Source organism: Ignavibacteriales bacterium (genome assembly GCA_016700155.1).
Classification (GTDB): Bacteria; Bacteroidota; Ignavibacteria; order Ignavibacteriales; family Ignavibacteriaceae.
This window is the reverse complement of the sequence record CP065001.1, coordinates 4,399,974-4,420,150: the sequence shown is the minus strand read 5'-3', so window position 1 is coordinate 4,420,150 and position 20,177 is coordinate 4,399,974. Positions and strand designations below refer to the sequence as shown.

The window sequence follows — 20,177 nt, the reverse complement described above, 5'->3', positions numbered from 1 at the left end:
ATTGTTGATTCATTCAACACTTTTTAACCAGTTATAAAATTATTTAATCAAGCGGAACTGACTGCTCAAAAAGACTGTTTGTAATGACGGAACAAAAAACATCTGCTGCTTTGTATTAATAAAATAACTGTCGGCGAAAGAATAATTAAAAGCTTTCTAAAATTTATTCAAACTTTCTGCAGAGATTTGACTAAATCAATTAATTACTTTATAGTTTAGACAGATAAATTTTTTTGTTCCTGAATTACTCATAATTACTGTCGAAGGAAGTTCACGTGAGCACGAAAATTTTTGTGGGAGGCCTCCCCTGGTCAATGGATGACAAGGAGTTAAAATCTGTTTTTGAAGAGTACGGTAAAGTTGGAGCTGCAAAAATTGTGGTAAACCGTCAAACCGGAAGATCAAAAGGTTACGGATTTGTGGAGATGGAACACCACTCCGATGCAGAAACAGCAATCACCGCACTCAACAAAAAAGAAATTAAGGGAAGAGTAATTGATGTGGCTTTAGCCAGGTCAAGAAGAACATAATATTACTCCCTTCTCTTTTTTCCATCCTGTTATATAATCCGGTTTACTGGTTAAGGGAATACTAGTATATTTTTATAACAATATTTTAATGCCGGATATCCTGAAGAATAATTAACTTTCGGCATCAATTATTAAATGAAGAATGTCATGAGCCGTAAATACATTTTGCTTTACACCTTTTTTATTTTTATTTCAGCCGCCGCTTTTGCTCAACAGGTAAGAATAAAAATTTTTGAAACAAGTGATATTCACGGCGTCATCTTTCCTTTCGATTTTAAAAACAATAAACCATTGCAGACCTCAATGGCGCAGGTTCATACAATTGTTGAACAGGAAAGAAATAAAAAAGACCGGCATACAATTCTTCTTGATAACGGGGATCTTCTGCAGGGACAGCCCGCGGTGTATTACTACAACTTTGAAAAAACCAGCGTTACTCACTTGCTCGCCGATGTAATGAACTACATGAAGTATGATGCTGCGGCGATTGGCAATCACGATATTGAAACCGGTCATTCAGTTTATGACAGAATAAATTCGGAGTTTGATTTTCCATGGCTCTCAGCAAATTCTATAAGGACAGATAACGGCGAAACATACTTCCCGCCTTATTCAATAATTCAAAAAGATAAAATAAAAATTGCAGTACTTGGAATGATAACACCCGGAATTCCCAACTGGCTTCCACCGCAGATATGGGAAGGAATTGAATTTGAAGATATGATTCAGACTGCTCATAAATGGATAAGAACAATCAAAGAAAAAGAAAATCCTGATTTAATTGTCGGACTCTTTCATTCAGGTGTTGAGTGCGAGTACAACAACCAGGACTGCAGCGAACCTAAAAATGAAAATGCAGCAAGACTCGTTGCTGAACAGGTGCCGGGATTTGATATTGTCTTTGTTGGTCACGATCACAAAGGATGGAACTTCAAAGTCACGAATGTAGACGGCGACAGTGTGCTTATTGCAGGAACTAAAAGCGATGCGATAAATGTTGCCTGCGCTGATGTTCTTTTTGAATTTAATTCTTCAACAAAAAAATGGGATAAAAAAATTGAAGGAAGTTTAATCGATACAAAAAATTATCCCGCTGACCCTGAGTTTATAAAAACATTTTCATCAGCCTACGATGAAATAAAGGAATATGTTTTACGCCCCATCGGTTCATTTACAGAAACAATTTCAACCCGCGAAACATATTTCGGCGATTCTCCGTTCATTGGTTTGATTCACCGTATTCAGCTTGAGATTTCCGGAGCTGATGTCTCTTTCGCTTCACCGCTTTCATTTAATGCACAGATTAAAGAAGGTGATATTTATGTTAAAGATATGTTCAACCTTTACAAGTATGAAAACTATCTTTATACAATGAGTTTAAGCGGAAAAGAAATTAAAGATTATCTCGAATACTCTTATGATCTCTGGAGCAACACAATGAAAGATGAGAACGATCACCTGCTTAAATTCAATAAAGATAAAGACGGCAATGTAGTTATGACTAATGACCGAACACATCTTACAAATCCTTATTACAACTTTTCATCAGCGGCGGGAATTAACTATACAGTTGATGTTACAAAACCATTCGGCGAAAAAGTGAATATAATTTCAATGAGTGACGGTTCATCATTTGACGAAAACAAAATTTATAAAGCCGCCATCAACTCGTACCGCGGTAACGGCGGGGGCGGACATTTAACATCAGGCGCAAAAATTCCCAAAGAAGAACTCTCAAAAAGAATAATAACATCAACAGAAAAAGACCTTCGCTACTATATGATGAAGTGGATTGAAAATAAAAAAATAGTTTCGCCTTCAAAGACAGGCAATTGGAAATTCATTCCCGAAGAAATAGTCGCACCCGCAATTGAAAGAGATTACAAACTTCTCTTTCCTTGATTTTACTTAGTGCTTCTAAGTGCTCTCAGTGCCTTAGTGGTTAACTTTACTTCATCATTCAATATTCCTTGTTCGATATTCAATATTCCATACATTCTATCTCCAATTAACTTTTCAACTACACCCTCAAATTCCTATCTTTGCACAACCATTAACAAAAGTTAAGCAATATGAAAACCGACAAAAGCAAAACACTGTTCGAACAGGCAAAAAAATATATACCCGGCGGAGTAAACTCACCGGTACGCGCATTCAAATCAGTTGGCGGCGACCCGCTATTCATTACAAAAGGCAGCGGCGCTTTATTTTATGATGTTGACGGAAATGAATTCATCGACTACATAGGAAGCTGGGGACCGCATCTGTTCGGTCACAATCCCGGCTTCATCAAAGAAGCATTACTTAACGCAATCGAAAACGGAACCAGCTTTGGCGCGCCGACTTCAATTGAAATTGAAATGGCAAAACTAATAACCGAACTCGTCCCATCCGTTGAAATGGTGAGAATGGTAAACAGCGGCACCGAAGCAACAATGAGCGCAATACGCGCCGCACGCGGATACACCGGCAAAGAAAAATTTATAAAGTTCGAAGGATGTTATCACGGTCACGCTGACTACTTTCTGATCAAAGCCGGCTCGGGCGCGCTGACTCTTGGTGTACCGACAAGTCCCGGAGTTACAAAAGGAAATGCCGCGGATACACTTATGGCAGACTACAACGATATAAACTCCGTGAAAGAATTAATAAAAAAAAACAAAAATGAAATTGCCGCAGTTATAATTGAACCCATCGCAGGTAATATGGGAGTTGTAAAAGCCGAGGATTCATTCATCAAACAGTTAAGAGATATTTGCAGCGAAGAAAAAATCGTACTGATATTCGATGAAGTGATGACAGGCTTCCGTGTTGCCAAAGGCGGCGCGCAGCAGGTGCTCGGCATTACACCCGATCTTAGCACATTCGGGAAAATTATCGGCGGCGGTTTGCCAGTTGGTTCGTTTGGCGGAAAGAAAGAAATTATGGAAATGGTAGCTCCCAGCGGACCCGTTTACCAGGCTGGTACACTAAGCGGTAACCCGCTTGCTATGTCTGCCGGACTCGCGGCACTTAACTATATTAAATCTCATCCTGAAGTTTATGATATACTTGAAGACAAATCAGCATACCTTGAATCGGGAATGTTTGACGCGTTAAGAAAACTAAATAAAAAGTTTGCGTACAACAGGGTAGGATCGATGAGCACATTATTTTTTGTTGAAGAAAATGTGCACGATTTTAACACCGCGGTTAAATCCGATACAGCTTTATACGGAAAGTACTTTCACGAAATGCTAAAGCGCGGAATTTACTTAGCACCCGCACAGTTTGAAGCGGCATTTGTTTCCACCGCGCATACACAGGCATTGCTTGATAGAACAATAAGCGCAACTTATGATTCGCTGAAGATGATAATTAATTCGTAAAGACAACGCAGGTTGAGTGATTGGTTGAATGGCTGATTGAACTTAGTTTGATCAGCTATTTTTTTTGATGTGGAGGTAGTGGGGTATGTATTATTTAAACCTTGCGAAATAACTATCTATCTCTTCGCGCATCTCTATACCAACCTGTTCGAAGCAGTCGAGTAAATCTTCGTAAGCTCCTTCCCCACCAAGAAAGTCCCAGAATTCTTTGCCTACCTTTAATTCGTGTTTGAGATCAATCATTCCTCTCATTGTCCAACGATTATAAGGTTCGGGTTCGTATGGATTATATGGAATAGCAATAAGAGTTTGAATTTTTGCTTTTGGGTTTGATGCTAACGTTGCCGCAGTCCATTCAAGTAATGTTCTTTTAAACTCTTTAAAACCACCAGCGTTTGGCTTTGCAGTTTTTAAGTCAAAGAGATAGATAGTTCCACTTTTATGAACAAGTTTGACATCAACCTTCGTGAGTTTGACCTTGTTCATGTTACCTGATTGACAAACTTTTCTTAAAGCTTCTATTTCTTTTACTTTGTCGGGTTCTGTTTCCGCAGTAGCAAGTTTATCCATCAAAGTCTGAATTAACTTGTGAGCTTCTGAGCTTATTTGTAATCCAGCTACTTGTTGTGATTCCGCTGATTTAAAGTTTGGTGTTGCAAGAGCTTTAGCAACTGGTTCAAATATGGTAGTACCAAAATTTGTGTTCAATGAATGAATGAATTGATACAATGCTAACCTATCTTTACCCAACAGCCTTGTATGAAATGGCATTGATGCGGGTTCTGGGTTGTGGTTAGTAAATTTATTTCTGAGACTTTGGGTTAAAGATTTTTTAATTTGAACTAGTTGGTTACTATTCATTTTTTAACGAAATCCTTTGATGACTTGATAAATACAGAGTCGAAGTTTGAAAACTTATTTGCAACGGATAGATACAATACTCTTTCCTTTTCTTTTGTAGATAAATCGAGATACTCAGGGTAATTTGAGTTCAATATTTCAATAATGTATTTGAGACAATCTTCAAATCCACTATCAGATTTCAGAAGATTAAATAAATTACTAGTTATCGTCCTTGCCACTTCATTTTGTTTCTTTGATTCTTCTTCTTTAATAGTATCAATGTTAGATTTATTGTCGCGCAAATATTTGTCCAGGAGGTTTATATCAGCACTTTTGTTGATTAAGCGATAAACGATAAAGGTAATATGAAATTTTAATCTTTGAATTTCGGGATGGTTTTCTTCCAGATAATCTTCAACAAGTTTATAGAGTACAGTTATTATGTGATAAAGATTTAAAAATCTCTCTTCAAAAATGGTATCAATAAATCTTTGCGTAGTTCTATCAAAGTAAGAAGTTACTTTATGTGGCATTAACATGAGTGTAGAAAATAATGCTCTTAGGATATCACTGACATTAATAATAAAATCATATCCAGCTATATTAGAATCGGCATATGAGTTTTGTCGCTTATAAAAAAAAGTATGACTGTGAATCTTATGTCGTTTGAATAATTGTTCTAAATCAATTTGGATATTAGTAATTGATATTAAGTCTTTTTCTGATATACCATTTTGACTATTTGAGCGGATTGTAATAAGCTTGTTTTCATCATCACTATGAAGCTTAACAATTTTTACTGGTATAAGAACTTTAGATTCAATTGAATTGTCAAGTGCTGATAATACCTTAAATACACTATTGGCAGTTTGGCAACCATTAACAATATTAACTGGAGTTATAGAATATAAATCTATAGTGCTAGTATTAACATCCTTTGTTGTTATAGTAATACCATTATTATAAAGATGAAATAATTCAGGTTCTTCAATTAAAGTACGCTCGATATTCTGATTTACATCAGTTTCCCCAAGATAGAGCCTGATATTATTATTAAATACATCGGGAAGTAAAACGCGTTGATTCGTATTGGTGTGTATAGGTGCTATACAATCTAGTAGTTCTTTTGCAGATATATAGCCAATTAAACAATGTGTTTTATCTTTAGAAGTTACTTGTTTTACATTTTGTTTTGAGACATATAATATGAATTCATTCGATATAAATCTTTCAAATAAATTATTTATAAAATCTGAACCACGAAGTTCAATACTAACATCGACATATTCTTTATAATCATTAGAAATATATTCAATCTCATCCTTCCAATTCTTTTTTAATACATTTATTTCATTATCATTTTTATTTGTGTAAAAAAACAACTCGAATTTGTAAACAACATTCTTAAATTTTCTTTCCAATATTTTATTTATAAATAATTCAAGAAGTTTAAGTTCCTTTTTTGAATCATCAATTTTAGATTTCTTTAAAATCATTAATGGAATCGCAGAAAATTTCTTGAAATCTCCCAAATCTGCTTTTAGAGAGTTTTTAGTCTGGATATAATGAAAAGTAATGTCAACTTGTGTTTGTTCTTTCTCCAGTTCTGTGATGATGTCGTCAATATTATCATTAAGCGAATAAATTTGACCTTTTAATAAAACAAAAAAAGCATCCCCACCCTGGGCTGATCCTAATGAAATGTCTTTGCCAATTCTATTTTTAGAATTGTAAGATTGACTCGATACCTGCCAGCAGTGCATTGAATTAATAAACCACTCAAATTTTTTATCATCAGCCTTTCGTCTATCTTTTTTATCATAATTTTCACTTATAAATTTTTCACAATATCGTTCAATTTTAGTCTTAATCATTTATACAATCCTTAAAGTGAAAAATGATTTCTGAATAAGCCCCTTTATCCTTTTCAGTTCTGTTAAGCACAGGACGTTTGTACTGATTAACGATTTTCATCCCGGTTTTCTCTGCGATGATTGGATATAGATTATTTCGGTCATTAGCGACAAGAAAAACAGAATAATCTTCTGCAAAATATTTTTTCATGTTCAACAACACCTTAGAAATTCCATCAACATAAGAATCTCTTGCATCCTTACCTTTGCCCTTAAATAGTGGTCCAATTTCCAAATTGTCTCTTCTCTTAAATCCAAAGAGATCATAAGCATAAGCATGCTGTTCATGATAATCTATCAATCCGACATAAGGTGGACTTGAGAAAATACCCTTCACCTTTTGTTTTTTTACCTGCTTTGCAAATTTTGGATTTAATTTCTCTAATGCTTCAATCAGATCAATTTCTCTGCTGTCACCGGTTAAACAAATTTGTTTTGTATCTGTCCGAATCGTTCCAAATTCTGTTATCCGGTCAATTGTATCTTTTGAATATGTTTCCCACCACTTCAAAATTGAAAAAAGTGGTTTGCACATTTTACCGTGCTTGTGACAGTAATACGTTGTGGTAACCGGTTCTATTAAAGTTGCTAAATCTGCGTGCGTTGTTGCTCTGCATGAACGGATTGTTCTGCTTAGAATGAGTTTAAGAATATCTTTTGTATTTGAGTTCTTCAGTCTTTTGATTTTTGCAAATACAAAATCTATCTCTTCCCTAACGTGCTTTGAATACCACTTATCTAAAAATGTTTCTCTTGTGTCCTGCTTTAATTCTATATCATATTTTTTTACAAGGGCTTCGTAAACAGGCAAAAACATTTTCTCTTTTTCTTTGCTGTATTTGTATTCATCTATTTCTTTTCTTAAAACTCTTCTTTTATAATCCGGTACCGGAAAATATTTATTGTTAAATACATTCAACTCTTCAAGCAGCTTTGTTTCAAACTCGGGGACATTTTTATTGTTAAGAAAATTTTTTAATTGGGCGGTAATAAGTGAAGATTCCTTTTTAAGTTCTTCAAGATTATACTTGTCAATTTTACAATTGGAAATGAATGAGTTGAAATAAGAAACATCAATTCCGATTGCATTTATTCCAAGTTCATTTGCCTGGACTAATGTTGTACCGCTTCCACAAAATGGGTCTATAACAATATCGCCCACTTCAAAAAATTTTTCTTTTTTAAAATCATCTAAATGGTCGTCAAGAAAATATTCAACAAGTTGCGGAATAAACTTACCCTTATATGGATGTAAACGATGAACGTGTTTGGTTGTTTCGGCTTCTGTGTATTGATCGAATGATAGTGCCCAATTCAAATCACCGCCAAGTTTATTTTTAAATGAGAGTTCTCTTCTTCCATTAAAAGACTTGTAGTATTCATTCAGTTCCGTCTTTGAAATAACTGAGTTTCCATTTTCGCCATATTTATGAAGCCTGCCATAGTTAATGAGGTAAGATATATTTGACGTAGTAACTTTTTTCCCGAGATGTTCAGTAGCCCATTCACTGGCTTCTTTAATCGTTAAAAAATCATCCGGTGTAAAAAGTTTCAGTTGCATTTAGAAAAATTGTCCCGATAAGTTCGCTCTAAAATAAAAAATTTCTTTGTTAATAATCTGATAAAAATAAAATAAAGAAATATTCCCAAAGCTTCTCGTCGATATTATTTTAGAATAAAAACGCCCGAAGCGACAAGGCGCTTCGGGCTTTCCATATTATAACCCTGCTTATGATTTAGTCAGCGAAGGTGGGTAGCAGGATTACATCCATCAATAATTCTTAACTCATACCTGTCCGCCTGTGGCGGAACTCTCAACTCATAACTAATTTCATTTGGGCGGATGAAACTACTTACACTACGTCAAGGATTAGGATTCTCCGGCTCTTCCGGTTCATGCCTTACACCAAGATCGATCACTCTTCTCGCCGCGTGATACTCATCATAAAACATAGTATCACTCGTACGGAAGAACTCCATCATCTTATCCATCTGCTCAAGCAGCAATGTGTCCGCATCAACAAAACGGTCAACAACAGCCTGTGTTGCCGCAACCTTCGTTGCCGCGCTCGACTCACGCACGCCGGAACTGCCTGCGAACAGGTCCTTCTTCTCCTCGTACTCATCTATCATTACCTGCGTAATACCATAACCGGCGAGTGCCGCTGCGTTGGAGTTTGCCTCAGTATGCATCGTCGTACAATACGCGGCTAACTGGGTGTCACGCATTCTCACCAGCTTTGTTTTATTTACATCCCCTAACTCCTTAAGAAAGTTATTTCCCGTACTTGCGCCAAGCGCGCTTATCGCCGAAGCAATCACCATCGTTGCGTCGATTAGATCACTCTCAGCGGCGGCTTTATTCGCTGCCTTTCCGGTTGTAACCGTGCTTTTCAATCCGTCATTAATTACTATTTCCGCTTTCAGATTTTTGAACTCAAGCAATGCGGGTGCAAAATTTGTTATCGCGGCTGTCTTAGCCGTGTTAGCATCGAGTAAAGTTGTCACCGCGTCAAACATGCTAAAACGGTTTTCTTGTTTATCGTTCATGATAAACCTCTCTCGTATTAATTTTTAAATTGTTAATTAAGGATAACTTCGACTTGCGGCCCGTAAGTAGATCATCCGCCCAACCCCAAATTAATAAATCAAATTTAAAAACAAACCCCCCCTCATTAAGCAGTTAAACGAAAACAAAACCTTTGTGTAGCCGCAACCTTCAGGTTGCGAAGAGCTTGCTCAGCGCAGGCTGAAGCCTGCGGCTACCGGGTTTTTCCCTGGTTATCAAGCCCGTCCCTTTGGGAGACCATTCCGTAACTGTTCTTATATTCTAATCGTTACTTCGTTATCAATCAGAATTAAACTCAATTCCTCTTCTCTCCAGGAAGGTACACTGTCGCCGAAGCAGGCTGTTGCATAACTCTCTTTTTGTCACCCTGAACTTGTTTCAGGGTCTTCTATTGCACATAATCGCAAAAGAAGATTCCGACCCGTCTAAGACGGGCGGAATGACAGCCCTGCAACAACCTGCGCAGGCAGCAGCAGGGAAGGTGCGTTCACAAAACGCATATTTCAATCCAAATTCCCCATTTCTCAATTTTCCTGCGTAATTGTTTCCTCTTCTTCCCTCATTGCTTGACTTTCCTCACTCATTGCTTACTTTTCTTCTCTCATTGCGGGACTTACTCCTGCCATTGCTTCAATAACTCCTGTCATTGTGTCAGCGACTCCTCCCATTGCTTGACTTTCTTCAGTTATTGCTCGTTTTACTTATCGCATTGCTTACTTTCCCGCAGGCTTTGTTTTAACGTCATCACACAATGCAGCATCCCCGCCTGGTCTTTTTAGGTTTTTATTTCTCTTTGCTACTATTAGGATTTAGGAAGTTCTTTTGTCATTCCCCGATTCATAACTTTTAACACATACCTGTCCGCCTGTGGCGGAACTCTCAACTAACTTAAAAGTATTTTCTCTTCATCCACAGCGCCGCGTTAACAAGACTTATTAACACCGGCACTTCCACTAGCGGACCAACAACCGCCGCAAATGCCTCGCCGGAATTTATCCCGAACACAGCAATCGCGACCGCAATCGCCAGTTCAAAATTATTACTCGCCGCGGTGAATGAAAGTGTCGCGGATCTTTTATAATCAGCACCCGCTTTTTTGCTGAGATAAAACGAAGCAAAGAACATAATTACAAAATAAAGAACGAGAGGTATTGCTATAAGAAGTACATCGCCCGGGATTTCTAAAAATATTTCACCTTTAAGTGAGAACATTACAAAGATTGTAAACAGCAGCGCTATCAGTGTAACAGGACTTATCTTCGGAATAAATTTTCTTTCATACCATTCTCTTCCTTTTAAACGTATAAGAACAAACCTTGTTATCATTCCCGCAAAGAAAGGTATGCCGAGATAGATAAGAACGCTTTCGGCAATCTGCATTATGCTTATGTTAACTGCGAATGTTTCCAATCCAAATACTCCCGGCAGAACAGTAAGAAACAAATAAGCATAACCCGAAAAGAAAAGCATCTGGAAAACTGAATTGAACGCAACCAGTCCTGCGGCGTATTCCCTGTCACCGCCGGCAAGATCATTCCATACTATCACCATTGCAATGCACCGCGCAAGCCCGATGAGTATCAGTCCCGCCATATACTCGGGATATGAACTGAGAAATACAATCGCAAGCACGAACATAAGCAACGGACCTATCACCCAGTTCTGTATAAGCGAAAGTGTAAGTATCTTCACATCCCTGAACACATCACTCATTTCTTCGTAACGTACTTTTGCAAGCGGAGGGTACATCATAAGTATAAGTCCGGCGGCTATGGGTATGTTGGTTGTGCCGGATTGAAAGTTGTTCCAGAATGTTGATATGCCGGGAAATATTTTTCCTGAAAACACACCGATGAACATCGCGAGGAATATCCATAGTGTGAGGTAACGGTCAAGCAGTTTTAATTTTACTTTTGACGGCGGCATCAGGAAACAGCAATTACATTGTTATAAAATTTTCCGAACTCAAAAAATATTTCATCACGGACTCTCCTGTAAACAGGCATCACTTCATCTTCTCTTCCAACAGCATCGGCAGGATCATCAAACCCGATGTGGACGCGGTGTTTAACCTGTCCCGTAAAAACAGGACAGGTTTCTTTTGCATTGTCACAAACAGTTACCACATAATCAAAAGAGTGATTGAGATACTTCTCTACATCTTCGGGAACGCCGCCGCTTATATCTATACCTTTTTCGTTCATTGCTTTAACAGCATACTTATTAACCTGTGATGCAGGTTTTGTTCCCGCCGAAAAAACTTCAAGTTCACTGTCTAAGTTTTTCAGATAACCTTCAGCCATCTGGCTTCGGCAGCTATTGCCTGTGCAGAGTATGAGTATTCTCTTTTTCATTTATGGTTTGTATCCCACAACCGTTATACTGAATATTCCTTCAACTCTTTGTTTGAACAGTTCAATTCCTTTTTCGTCAAGATATTGCAGGAGTATATCATCCGGCAGTTCTATCACCTTTGTTCTTTTAACTTCAACTTTCTCAAATCCTGTTTGTTCGATCACTCCCATATATTCATCCTGCTGAAGCGCGCCAGCAACACAGCCTGCATACATCTCCGCGGATTTTTTTAATTCGGGATTCAGTTCACCTTTTATCACAATATCGGAAACACAAAAGTGCGCGCCGGGTTTAAGAACACGGTATATTTCTGCAAATGCTTTTACTTTATCGGGAACAAGATTGAGGACGCAGTTGCTGACAATAACATCGGCGAAGTTATTCTCAAGCGGAAGATTTTCAATTTCACCAAGCCTGAACTCAACATTTTTGTAACCCATCTTTTCATTATTGGTGTTTGCTTTGTTTATCATCGGCTCGGTGAAGTCAACTCCTACAACCTTTCCTTCATCACCGGCAATAGCACGCGCAATGAACACGTCATTACCCGCACCCGAGCCAAGATCAACAACGGTATCTCCTTTTTTAATTCCGGCATGCTCAGTGGGAAGCCCGCAGCCGAGTCCCAGATCAGCATCTGCAACGTAGCCGTCAAGGTGATGGTATTCATCCTTCATAATTGTGTAGCCGACTATCTTGTTTTCAGATGATCCGCAGCATCCGCTGGTATTATTCAGCACAGCAATTTCTCCATACTTCTGTTTTACAACTTCTTTGATGTTTTTTTCGTTTTCCATTTTTTACTCCTTTGTTTAACACACACATACTTTTGAAAATAGTTTATCTAATTCTTTTTTTGCCTTAACAAGTGTTTTATTGTTAACGCAGTAGCAGACTTTGGGTCCGTCAATATCGCCCTGTATAAGTCCGACGCGTTTTAGTTCCTTAAGATGCTGAGATACAGTTGACTGCGAAAGAGGAAGCTGTTCAACAATATCTCCGCACATACACACATTCATATCCGTAAGTATTTTAAGAATGCTTATCCGCGCAGGATGTGATAAGGCTTTTGCAATATCGGCAAGCCATATCTCATCGTTTGAAAATTCATTTTTTTTAGAGAAAGCCATTGCGATTATTAATTCCCTTATTGTTTATCGTAAATATACGATAAGATTCTAATTTGGCAAATAAAAACTTTATGAATGGTTGAAAACACTTATGTGTGAATTCATTCTTGCAATTAAAAAACTATATCCCAATATTTACCCGCCAATTCACATCAAACTTTAACCGAGGTAATAATGTTAAGCCTGAAAAAGATTTTGCCGGGAATTTTTATCCTTCTTGTCGTAGTTTTATTCGGAATGGGATTTAACTCCCAGACTCTAATTCCGTCTGTAATTAAAAACGGCGATGTATCATATCTCTCAAATACATTAGTATTTAAATTGAAACATCTTCCTTCAAATGGAATAAAAAGTACAACCGATCTGCCCGGTGAATTGAAGAAGGTTTTATCTCAATTCAATGTAACTGCATCACGCTCAATATTTAATCAAAAGCTTACGGAAAGAGAATTCGGATTAGACCGGATAGTGATTATAACTTTTGAATCAGACACTGATCCGTTTTATGTATCATCCAAAATAAAAAATCTAAGTGATGTTGAATGGGCTGAACCAAAATTTGTTTATGAACTTGATTTCATTCCGAATGATCCTGAGTACGCATCAATGTATAACCTTTCAAAGATACAGGCATCACTTGCATGGGATGTAACACAGGGTGATACTTCTGTTGTTATCGGAATTGTTGATACAGGTGTTGACTGGGATCACCCCGATCTTGCCGCAAACATCTGGCGTAATTGGGATGAAATACCCGGAAACGGAATTGATGATGATAACAATGGTTTTATTGATGATATACGCGGATGGGATTTTGGCGGACTGACAGGAACACCTGATAATAATCCGATGGAAGATCGTCCTGATCACGGAACTCACGTTGCAGGAATTTCTTCCGCAGTTACCAATAACGGAATAGGTATTGCAAGTATTGGATTCAAATCAAGATTGATGGCGATAAAAACTATTCGTGATGATGTACGAGGTCCGAATGGTCCATCCGTTCTTTTTGGTTATGAAGGAATTGTATACGCGGTTGATAACGGCGCTAAAATAATAAACTGCAGCTGGGGAGGAAGCGGGTATTCAATTTTCGGACAGGAGATTGTGAATTATGCAACAAGTAACGGTGCATTAGTCGTTGCTGCTGCGGGAAACTCCGGTGGTGAAAGCTCACACTTTCCATCAGGATATGACAATGTTCTTTCAGTCGCCTCAACAACATCAGGCGATATAAAATCTTCATTCTCAACTTATGGAACTACCGTCGACGTTTCGGCACCGGGTTCGACAATTTATTCTACCTGGCAGAATGATACTTACACTTTTATAAGCGGTACATCTATGGCATCGCCGCTTACCGCAGGACTTGCTGCACTAGTTGCAGCAGAGTTTCCTTCATACACACCCTTACAAATCGGAGAAAGGATCAGGGTGACTTCTGATAACATTGATGCATTGAACAGTCCGTCGCTCCAGTATAAAATAGGTAAAGGCAGAATAAATGCTTTGACTTCGTTAACGGCAGAAACGCCCATCTCTGTAAGAGCAACTGATGTTGCTTTTTCCGATGAAGCACCTTACGGCAACGGTGACGGAATATTCCAGGCAAATGAAACTATAGTTGTTGATGTGAATTTTATTAACTATCTCAGTGCGACATCTAATCTTTCTGTAACACTTCAGTTGAAAAATTCTTATTCATCAATTGTAAGCGGAAATTTTTCTGCCGGTAGTGTTCCGACAATGGGTGAGTTTAATAACAGTTCATCAAGATTTACTTTTACATTGAATGCGTCTGTCCCTGCAAACGCAAAACTTGATTTCTTACTGATGTACAATGACGGAAGCTACAGTGATTATCAATGGATAAGCACAATCGGCAATCCAACTTACGGAACACAATCAGGCAACGATGTTGCAATGACAATTACCAGTAAAGGTACTTTGGGATACAATGATTATCCAACCAATGCTCAGGGGAACGGGTTTTCATACCAGGGCGGAGATAATCTTTTATTTGAAGGCGCATTAATTCTCGGTACATCAAACACAACAATTTCAGATGCGGCGAGAGGATCGAATCAAAGTATACAGAATAATGACTTTGCTATTGTTCAGCCATTTATTCTGCACATACCCGGCACGGTTGCTGATTATGAGGGCTCTTCAATTGTGAATGATAACAATGCGGGATCAAATAAACTTGGAGTCACTGTTAAATTGAATTCATATTCCTACTCATCCTCACCAAATGAAAATTATATGATCCTTAGGTATAAGATCATTAACAACAACGCAACTGATATTACAAATCTGCATACAGGACTTTTCTTTGACTGGGATTTTGCGACCGCAACTGCCGACCAGGCTGGCTGGGATGATACCGGTAAATTCGGATACGCATACAGACCTGCAGGAAGCCCTGATACAAGAGTAGCCGCAGGCGTTATAAATTCCACTGCATATAATTTTTATGCGATAAAGAATGACAGCGCTGACGGCGGTTTTGGAATCTATGATGGTTTTGCAGATCACGAAAAGTGGACTGCAATTTCAACAGGGTTAAGTAAGACTAATGCGGGTCCCGGCGATATTTCATTTGTTGTTGCTGATGGTCCAAAAACAATTGCCGCGGGAGATTCAATTGAAGTTGTATTTACAGTCGCCGCAGCACCGACAGTAGAAGAATTACGGACCGCGATGGATAACTCAAAAATAAAATACAACCAGATACTCACTTCGGTTGAGGATAACGTTAGTGTGCCTGTTGAATTTAATGTATCACAGAATTATCCTAACCCGTTTAACCCTTCAACGAATATTAATTTCAGTTTACCTGTTTCATCTTTTGTTACGACAGAAATATTCAATGCACTTGGGGAAAAGGTAGCGGTGCCTGTTAATGGAAATTATTCTGCAGGTAAACATCAGTTTGTATTTAATGCCTCTTCACTACCAAGCGGTGTTTATTTTTACAGGGTAACTGCTGAGGGAGTAAATGGAATTAAGAATTCTTCAATAAATAAAATGCTTCTTCTTAAGTGATAATTTAAATCAGAGATGACATCTTTTCCTTAAGATGTCATCTCTGGCTTATCGTTTTTTCCCTCTCGCAAATCAATTCATAAAAGATTAAGTTACAACCAGTGGTTAAAAACCGACGGGTAACTTTATGAAACCAAATAAGTTTCTTCTTCTTTTCCTCTCATTGTACATTATAAATTGTACATTATACATTACCCACGCTACTACACGCTATGTCAGCAAAACCGGCAGCAGCACACCGCCCTACACAAGCTGGGAGACTGCGGCTGACAGCATACAAAAAGCTATTGATTTAAGTTGGATTGATGATACAATTATTGTTGCAAACGGTACTTACTACGAGTCTCTTTATATAAATAGAACAATACACCTTATTGGTAGTAGTATGGACAGTACAATAATTGATGGAACAAACATATTAGGCTATGACATAATTTACTTTTTTGAAAATAATTCGACATTTAAAAATTTTACGATCAAATCTTCTAATCCACAGAGAAATGGAATAGTAACCAGACGTTCGAATTTGATAGCTGAATTTTGTAAAATAAATAGTTTGGAGGTTCCTTTAAATATTAATTTTTCATCAGTGAATATATCCAGTTTCATAATAAATGCATTTTATTATGCAATTCGAGATGAATGCCCAAGTGGTCTATGTAATTCTGTTTATTCAAACAACATTATTACTTCTTCTAATTCTATTAACACCCCCATATATTTTTCATTCGGCGGAAATCCAACATTTACAAATAATATTGTAATAGAGCAAGGTAATACTTTAAGAGGAGTTGGAGCTCAATATAATGTGGGAATTAAGATAATGAATAATATTGTTTCAGGTTACGACAATACAAATATTCAGGTAGGTCAAATAACAACAGATTACGCTTATTTAGAAAACAACATATCATTGAATGCACCAAATGCTTATGGAAGTTCAACTGCACACAGAACAATAATAAGAAACAATATTGCTAAGGATGTAGTCAGAGGTTTTCAATCAGGAAATGGTACGGTAATACCGGATTACAATTTATTCTGGAATGTCACTGAATTAGTATCAGGTACAGCAATACTTGGTGACAGTAATATAGTTGCTGATCCGATGTTTGTGAAGGACACCATACCAAATTCACAGCTTGATTTCGATTATCATCTTCAGAAATATTCACCTGCAATTGACAAAGGAAACCCAAACATCTTAGATGTTGACGGAAGCAGAAGCGACATAGGAATTTTCGGAGGACCTCTGGGACAGAAATACACCTATATGGATCTTGCGCCTAAACCTCCACGCAACCTAATCGCTTCTCTCGATTCTGGACTTGTTCATCTTACATGGAATAAAAACACAGAAGCAGATTTATTTCGTTACAGAGTTTACAGGGATACTGTTCCTGATTTCATTTATGACCCTACAAAATTAATAGCTGTTGTTGCAGATACATTTTACTATGATGATGTACCTGACAGGATAAACTCAGGTAATTATTATTACAAGCTTACAGCAATAGACACAGCAGTGAACCAGTCAGCAGCAAGTGAAGAAGTACACGTAACAATAACAGGCATACCGGAGGCTCCTCCGGTTGTGGTTGAGCATTTCAGGCTGCTTCAGAATTATCCAAATCCATTTAACCCGTCAACAACAATTCCATACAGATTAAAAGAAGGCGGCTATGTAAAGGTGATGGTTTATGATATAAAAGGAGAGCTTGTAAGAGTGTTGGTAAATCAATATCAAAGTGCCGGATATTATGAAGTAGAGTTCAGTCCTAATAAAACAGAAAGAAAAAAAGCTGAAGGCTATGTAGAGTTTGAAACGGGCTACTACGGCAACGTTGCAAGTGGAATATATCTTTACAGGATAGAAGTAATTGGTGAGGGAAGAATACCGGTTTACAGTGATATGAAAAAAATGTTGATGCTCAAATGATGAAATCATTTGAGCAGAAATCCCGCTCTGCGGGGCTGATGATAAAGTGATGCAATCACTTAGTCAGAAGTACCTAAGGGAATTTTGCTGAAGTAGGCAGATTAAAACAAAGATGACATCTTAAGGAAATGATGTCATCTTTTTTAAAAATAAAAATGCCGGAAGTTATTCCGGCATTTTTTTCATCACGTCTTGGCATTAACATCTATTTCGCAGCATTTGATCCAACTATATTTACATCGATCTCAATATTGTCGGCGACTTTATTTCCTATTACATCATTCTTCACACCATAGTCAGAAAGTTTTATGTCAAACTCAGCCTGAATGCCAAGCAGGTCGCCCGGTGCTCTCATTTTTGTTTTTTCACTTTCATCCAGATATGTGAGTGTCGCCTCTGTTACAACTTCTTTAGTCACACCGCGTAGTGTAAAATCACCAGACACTTTGGCTTTTATTTTATTGTCACCTTCACTTTTCACATCAGATACTTTTTTAATTGTAAAAGATATTTCCGGATATTTCTCTGCGTCAAGCCAGCCCGCGCTTCGCATATGTTCATCTCTTAAATCAATTCCTGTTTTTATTGATGCCGTCGCAATAGTGATTTTTCCCTTTAATGTTGATGCGACATTCTTAACATCAAATGAAACATTCCCCTCTACTCCGGCTGCCAGGCCACGAATATCCTCAACCGGCATCGCGCTGAAAAAAGACGTCTGATTCCTTTGATCCTTTGATACAAAGTTGAATGTCTGGTTACCGGTTGCTTTTACTTTAAATCCCTGTCCGAATACAACGGCAGAGACAAATAGCACAATTCCGAGAGTACCGATAATTTTTTTCACATTGTTTCCTTTCTTTTAGTTTTAAATAAATAAATAAAAATTCCTGAGACCGTTCCGACTATCGCCGCAGCAAGGGCAGTGTAATCCAAACCGAGAATGAATTTGTCCTGCCATTCAATATATGTTGTATCAAAAAGCGGATCGGTTTTTTCAACCATAACCTGTGATTTGGAAAAAATTTCCCCGCCGGTAAAAAGCCATACAGCAACAAACCCTGTTATCATTGATATTGCTACGATTAAAATAGTTTTTTGTTTTTCGTTCATAATTTCCACATAATGCTTATTGTGTGTTATACCACACGGTTAGATACGGAATTTTATTTTTGGATTCAAGTCTTATAAACTGCTACATTTTACAAATATGTAAACAAAGTCTGATTTTATTAAGTTCCATTTGAAATTGTAACTTTTTGTCGAAAATTCATTCATTCAAAATGGTTTATGACATAACTGTTGTCGGCGGCGGAATAATCGGAACAGCTACTGCTCTTTCTATTCTGCAAAAAAATAAATGTTCTTTGCTGCTGATCGAATCCGAAAACCGGCTTGCCTATCATCAAACCGGTAATAACAGCGGTGTTATTCACTCGGGACTTTATTATAAGCCCGGTTCGCAAAAAGCAATTAACTGCGCTGCTGGTCGCGAAATGATGTATGGTTTTTGCAGAGAGCATTCGATTCCCCATGAACAATGTGGTAAACTTGTTGTCGCGGTTACAGATGACGAGCTTCCTGCGTTAAGCGAACTTGAGCGAAGAGGAAATGCAAATGGACTTACTGGTCTTAAAAGACTCAAACCAAATGAAGCAAAAGAAATCGAACCATATATAAATTGTGTTGAAGCTTTGTTTGTTCCTCAAACCGGAATAGTTGATTACACGGTTGTAACAAATAAATATTCTGAATTGATTAAAGAGAATGGCGGACAAATTTTTTTGAACAGAAAATTCATCGGGATAAAAAAGCTAAGTGATCATTTTGAACTTCAGACTACTTCAGAAATTATTAAATCAAAAATTTTTGTTAATTGTGGTGGACTTTATTCCGATAGAATTGCAAAACTTTGTGGAATAAATCCTGGTCTTAAAATTATTCCTTTCAGAGGAGAGTATTATAAACTGAAAAAATCATCTGAGAAGCTTGTGAGAAATTTAATTTATCCTGTGCCTGATCCAGCTTACCCGTTCCTTGGTGTTCATTTTACTCGAATGATGAAGGGTGGAGTTGAAGCTGGTCCTAACGCCGTCTTTGCTTTCAAAAGAGAAGGTTATAAAAAAAGTGATATTTCATTTTCAGATTTAGTTGAAATGTTTTTTTATCCCGGTTTTATTAAGATGGCATCAAAACATTATAAAATGGGGATGGGCGAATTCTTCAGATCATATAACAAAAATGCTTTTACAAAAGCTTTGCAAAAATTAATTCCTTCAATCACCAAAGATGATATTGTAACCGGCGGGGCAGGAGTAAGAGCGCAGGCACTCGAACCCGATGGCAAATTAGTTGATGACTTCAGAATTATCAGCGAAGAAAATATGGTTCACGTACTTAATGCGCCGTCACCGGCGGCTACTGCATCGTTGAGTATCGGTAAAACAATTTCAGAAATAATTTTAAAAATGATGAATTGATT

At 37.5% G+C, this 20,177-nt stretch carries 17 protein-coding genes; 7 read left to right on the top strand and 10 right to left on the bottom strand.

Features of this window, described 5'->3' with window-relative positions; genetic code table 11:
- Positions 1-275: 275 nt before the first annotated feature.
- From IPM56_18640 to hemL, 3 genes are all read left to right on the top strand, one after another.
- Entirely contained in the window at positions 276-530 is a 255-nt protein-coding gene (locus IPM56_18640) for an RNA-binding protein (protein QQS36229.1), read from the top strand.
- Positions 531-677: 147 nt separating this feature from the next.
- Positions 678-2,432, top strand: coding sequence for a bifunctional metallophosphatase/5'-nucleotidase (locus tag IPM56_18635; protein ID QQS36228.1), 1,755 nt, complete (start codon positions 678-680; stop codon positions 2,430-2,432).
- 170 nt (positions 2,433-2,602) lie between these two features.
- Complete coding sequence (gene hemL / locus IPM56_18630) at positions 2,603-3,898, top strand: glutamate-1-semialdehyde 2,1-aminomutase (GenBank protein ID QQS36227.1); 1,296 nt, start codon at positions 2,603-2,605, stop codon at positions 3,896-3,898.
- Between the two features lie 90 nt (positions 3,899-3,988).
- On the opposite strand, the gene IPM56_18625 is transcribed toward hemL, so the two are convergent.
- From IPM56_18625 to IPM56_18610, 4 genes are all read right to left on the bottom strand, one after another.
- Positions 3,989-4,759: a TdeIII family type II restriction endonuclease gene (locus IPM56_18625; GenBank protein ID QQS36226.1), complete on the bottom strand. Its 771-nt coding sequence runs from the start codon at positions 4,757-4,759 to the stop codon at positions 3,989-3,991.
- A complete protein-coding gene (locus IPM56_18620) occupies positions 4,756-6,615 on the bottom strand; it encodes an AIPR family protein (GenBank protein ID QQS36225.1) in 1,860 nt (619 codons plus the stop codon). Before IPM56_18620 ends, IPM56_18625 begins: the two co-directional genes overlap by 4 nt.
- Positions 6,608-8,215 (bottom strand): site-specific DNA-methyltransferase, encoded by a 1,608-nt coding sequence (locus IPM56_18615; GenBank protein QQS36224.1) that lies wholly within the window; start codon positions 8,213-8,215, stop codon positions 6,608-6,610. Before IPM56_18615 ends, IPM56_18620 begins: the two co-directional genes overlap by 8 nt.
- Before the next feature lie 302 nt (positions 8,216-8,517).
- Positions 8,518-9,204 carry a hypothetical protein gene (locus tag IPM56_18610; protein QQS36223.1) on the bottom strand — a complete coding sequence of 229 codons (687 nt, stop codon included), beginning with the start codon at positions 9,202-9,204 and terminating at the stop codon, positions 8,518-8,520.
- A 410-nt stretch (positions 9,205-9,614) separates the two neighbouring features.
- Between IPM56_18610 and IPM56_18605 the strand changes: the two genes are divergently transcribed.
- Positions 9,615-9,764, top strand: a complete 150-nt coding sequence (locus IPM56_18605) for a hypothetical protein (protein QQS36222.1) — start codon at positions 9,615-9,617, stop codon at positions 9,762-9,764.
- A 347-nt stretch (positions 9,765-10,111) separates the two neighbouring features.
- On the opposite strand, the gene arsB is transcribed toward IPM56_18605, so the two are convergent.
- The 4 genes from arsB to IPM56_18585 are packed head-to-tail and all read right to left on the bottom strand — an operon-like array spanning position 10,112 to position 12,708.
- Entirely contained in the window at positions 10,112-11,149 is a 1,038-nt protein-coding gene (gene arsB / locus IPM56_18600; protein ID QQS36221.1) for an ACR3 family arsenite efflux transporter, read from the bottom strand.
- Entirely contained in the window at positions 11,149-11,577 is a 429-nt protein-coding gene (locus tag IPM56_18595; protein ID QQS36220.1) for an arsenate reductase ArsC, read from the bottom strand. The genes arsB and IPM56_18595 overlap by 1 nt, the downstream gene beginning before the upstream one ends.
- Positions 11,578-12,375 carry an arsenite methyltransferase gene (gene arsM, locus IPM56_18590; GenBank protein ID QQS36219.1) on the bottom strand — a complete coding sequence of 266 codons (798 nt, stop codon included), beginning with the start codon at positions 12,373-12,375 and terminating at the stop codon, positions 11,578-11,580.
- A 15-nt stretch (positions 12,376-12,390) separates the two neighbouring features.
- A complete protein-coding gene (locus tag IPM56_18585) occupies positions 12,391-12,708 on the bottom strand; it encodes a winged helix-turn-helix transcriptional regulator (GenBank protein QQS36218.1) in 318 nt (105 codons plus the stop codon).
- A 174-nt stretch (positions 12,709-12,882) separates the two neighbouring features.
- On the opposite strand from IPM56_18585, the gene IPM56_18580 reads away from it, so the two are divergent.
- Both IPM56_18580 and IPM56_18575 read left to right on the top strand, forming a co-directional pair.
- Entirely contained in the window at positions 12,883-15,756 is a 2,874-nt protein-coding gene (locus IPM56_18580) for a S8 family serine peptidase (GenBank protein ID QQS36217.1), read from the top strand.
- 127 nt (positions 15,757-15,883) lie between these two features.
- On the top strand, positions 15,884-17,695 hold the full coding sequence (locus IPM56_18575; protein ID QQS36216.1) for a hypothetical protein: 1,812 nt from the start codon (positions 15,884-15,886) through the stop codon (positions 17,693-17,695).
- 205 nt (positions 17,696-17,900) lie between these two features.
- Here IPM56_18575 and IPM56_18570 read toward each other — a convergent pair whose 3' ends face one another.
- Positions 17,901-18,542 carry a YceI family protein gene (locus IPM56_18570; protein QQS36215.1) on the bottom strand — a complete coding sequence of 214 codons (642 nt, stop codon included), beginning with the start codon at positions 18,540-18,542 and terminating at the stop codon, positions 17,901-17,903.
- The gene (locus IPM56_18565) at positions 18,539-18,808 is read right to left on the bottom strand and encodes a hypothetical protein (GenBank protein QQS36214.1); all 270 of its coding nucleotides are present in this window, start codon (positions 18,806-18,808) and stop codon (positions 18,539-18,541) included. Before IPM56_18565 ends, IPM56_18570 begins: the two co-directional genes overlap by 4 nt.
- A 170-nt stretch (positions 18,809-18,978) precedes the next feature.
- Between IPM56_18565 and lhgO the strand changes: the two genes are divergently transcribed.
- Entirely contained in the window at positions 18,979-20,175 is a 1,197-nt protein-coding gene (gene lhgO / locus IPM56_18560; GenBank protein ID QQS36213.1) for an L-2-hydroxyglutarate oxidase, read from the top strand.
- Positions 20,176-20,177: the final 2 nt, after the last annotated feature.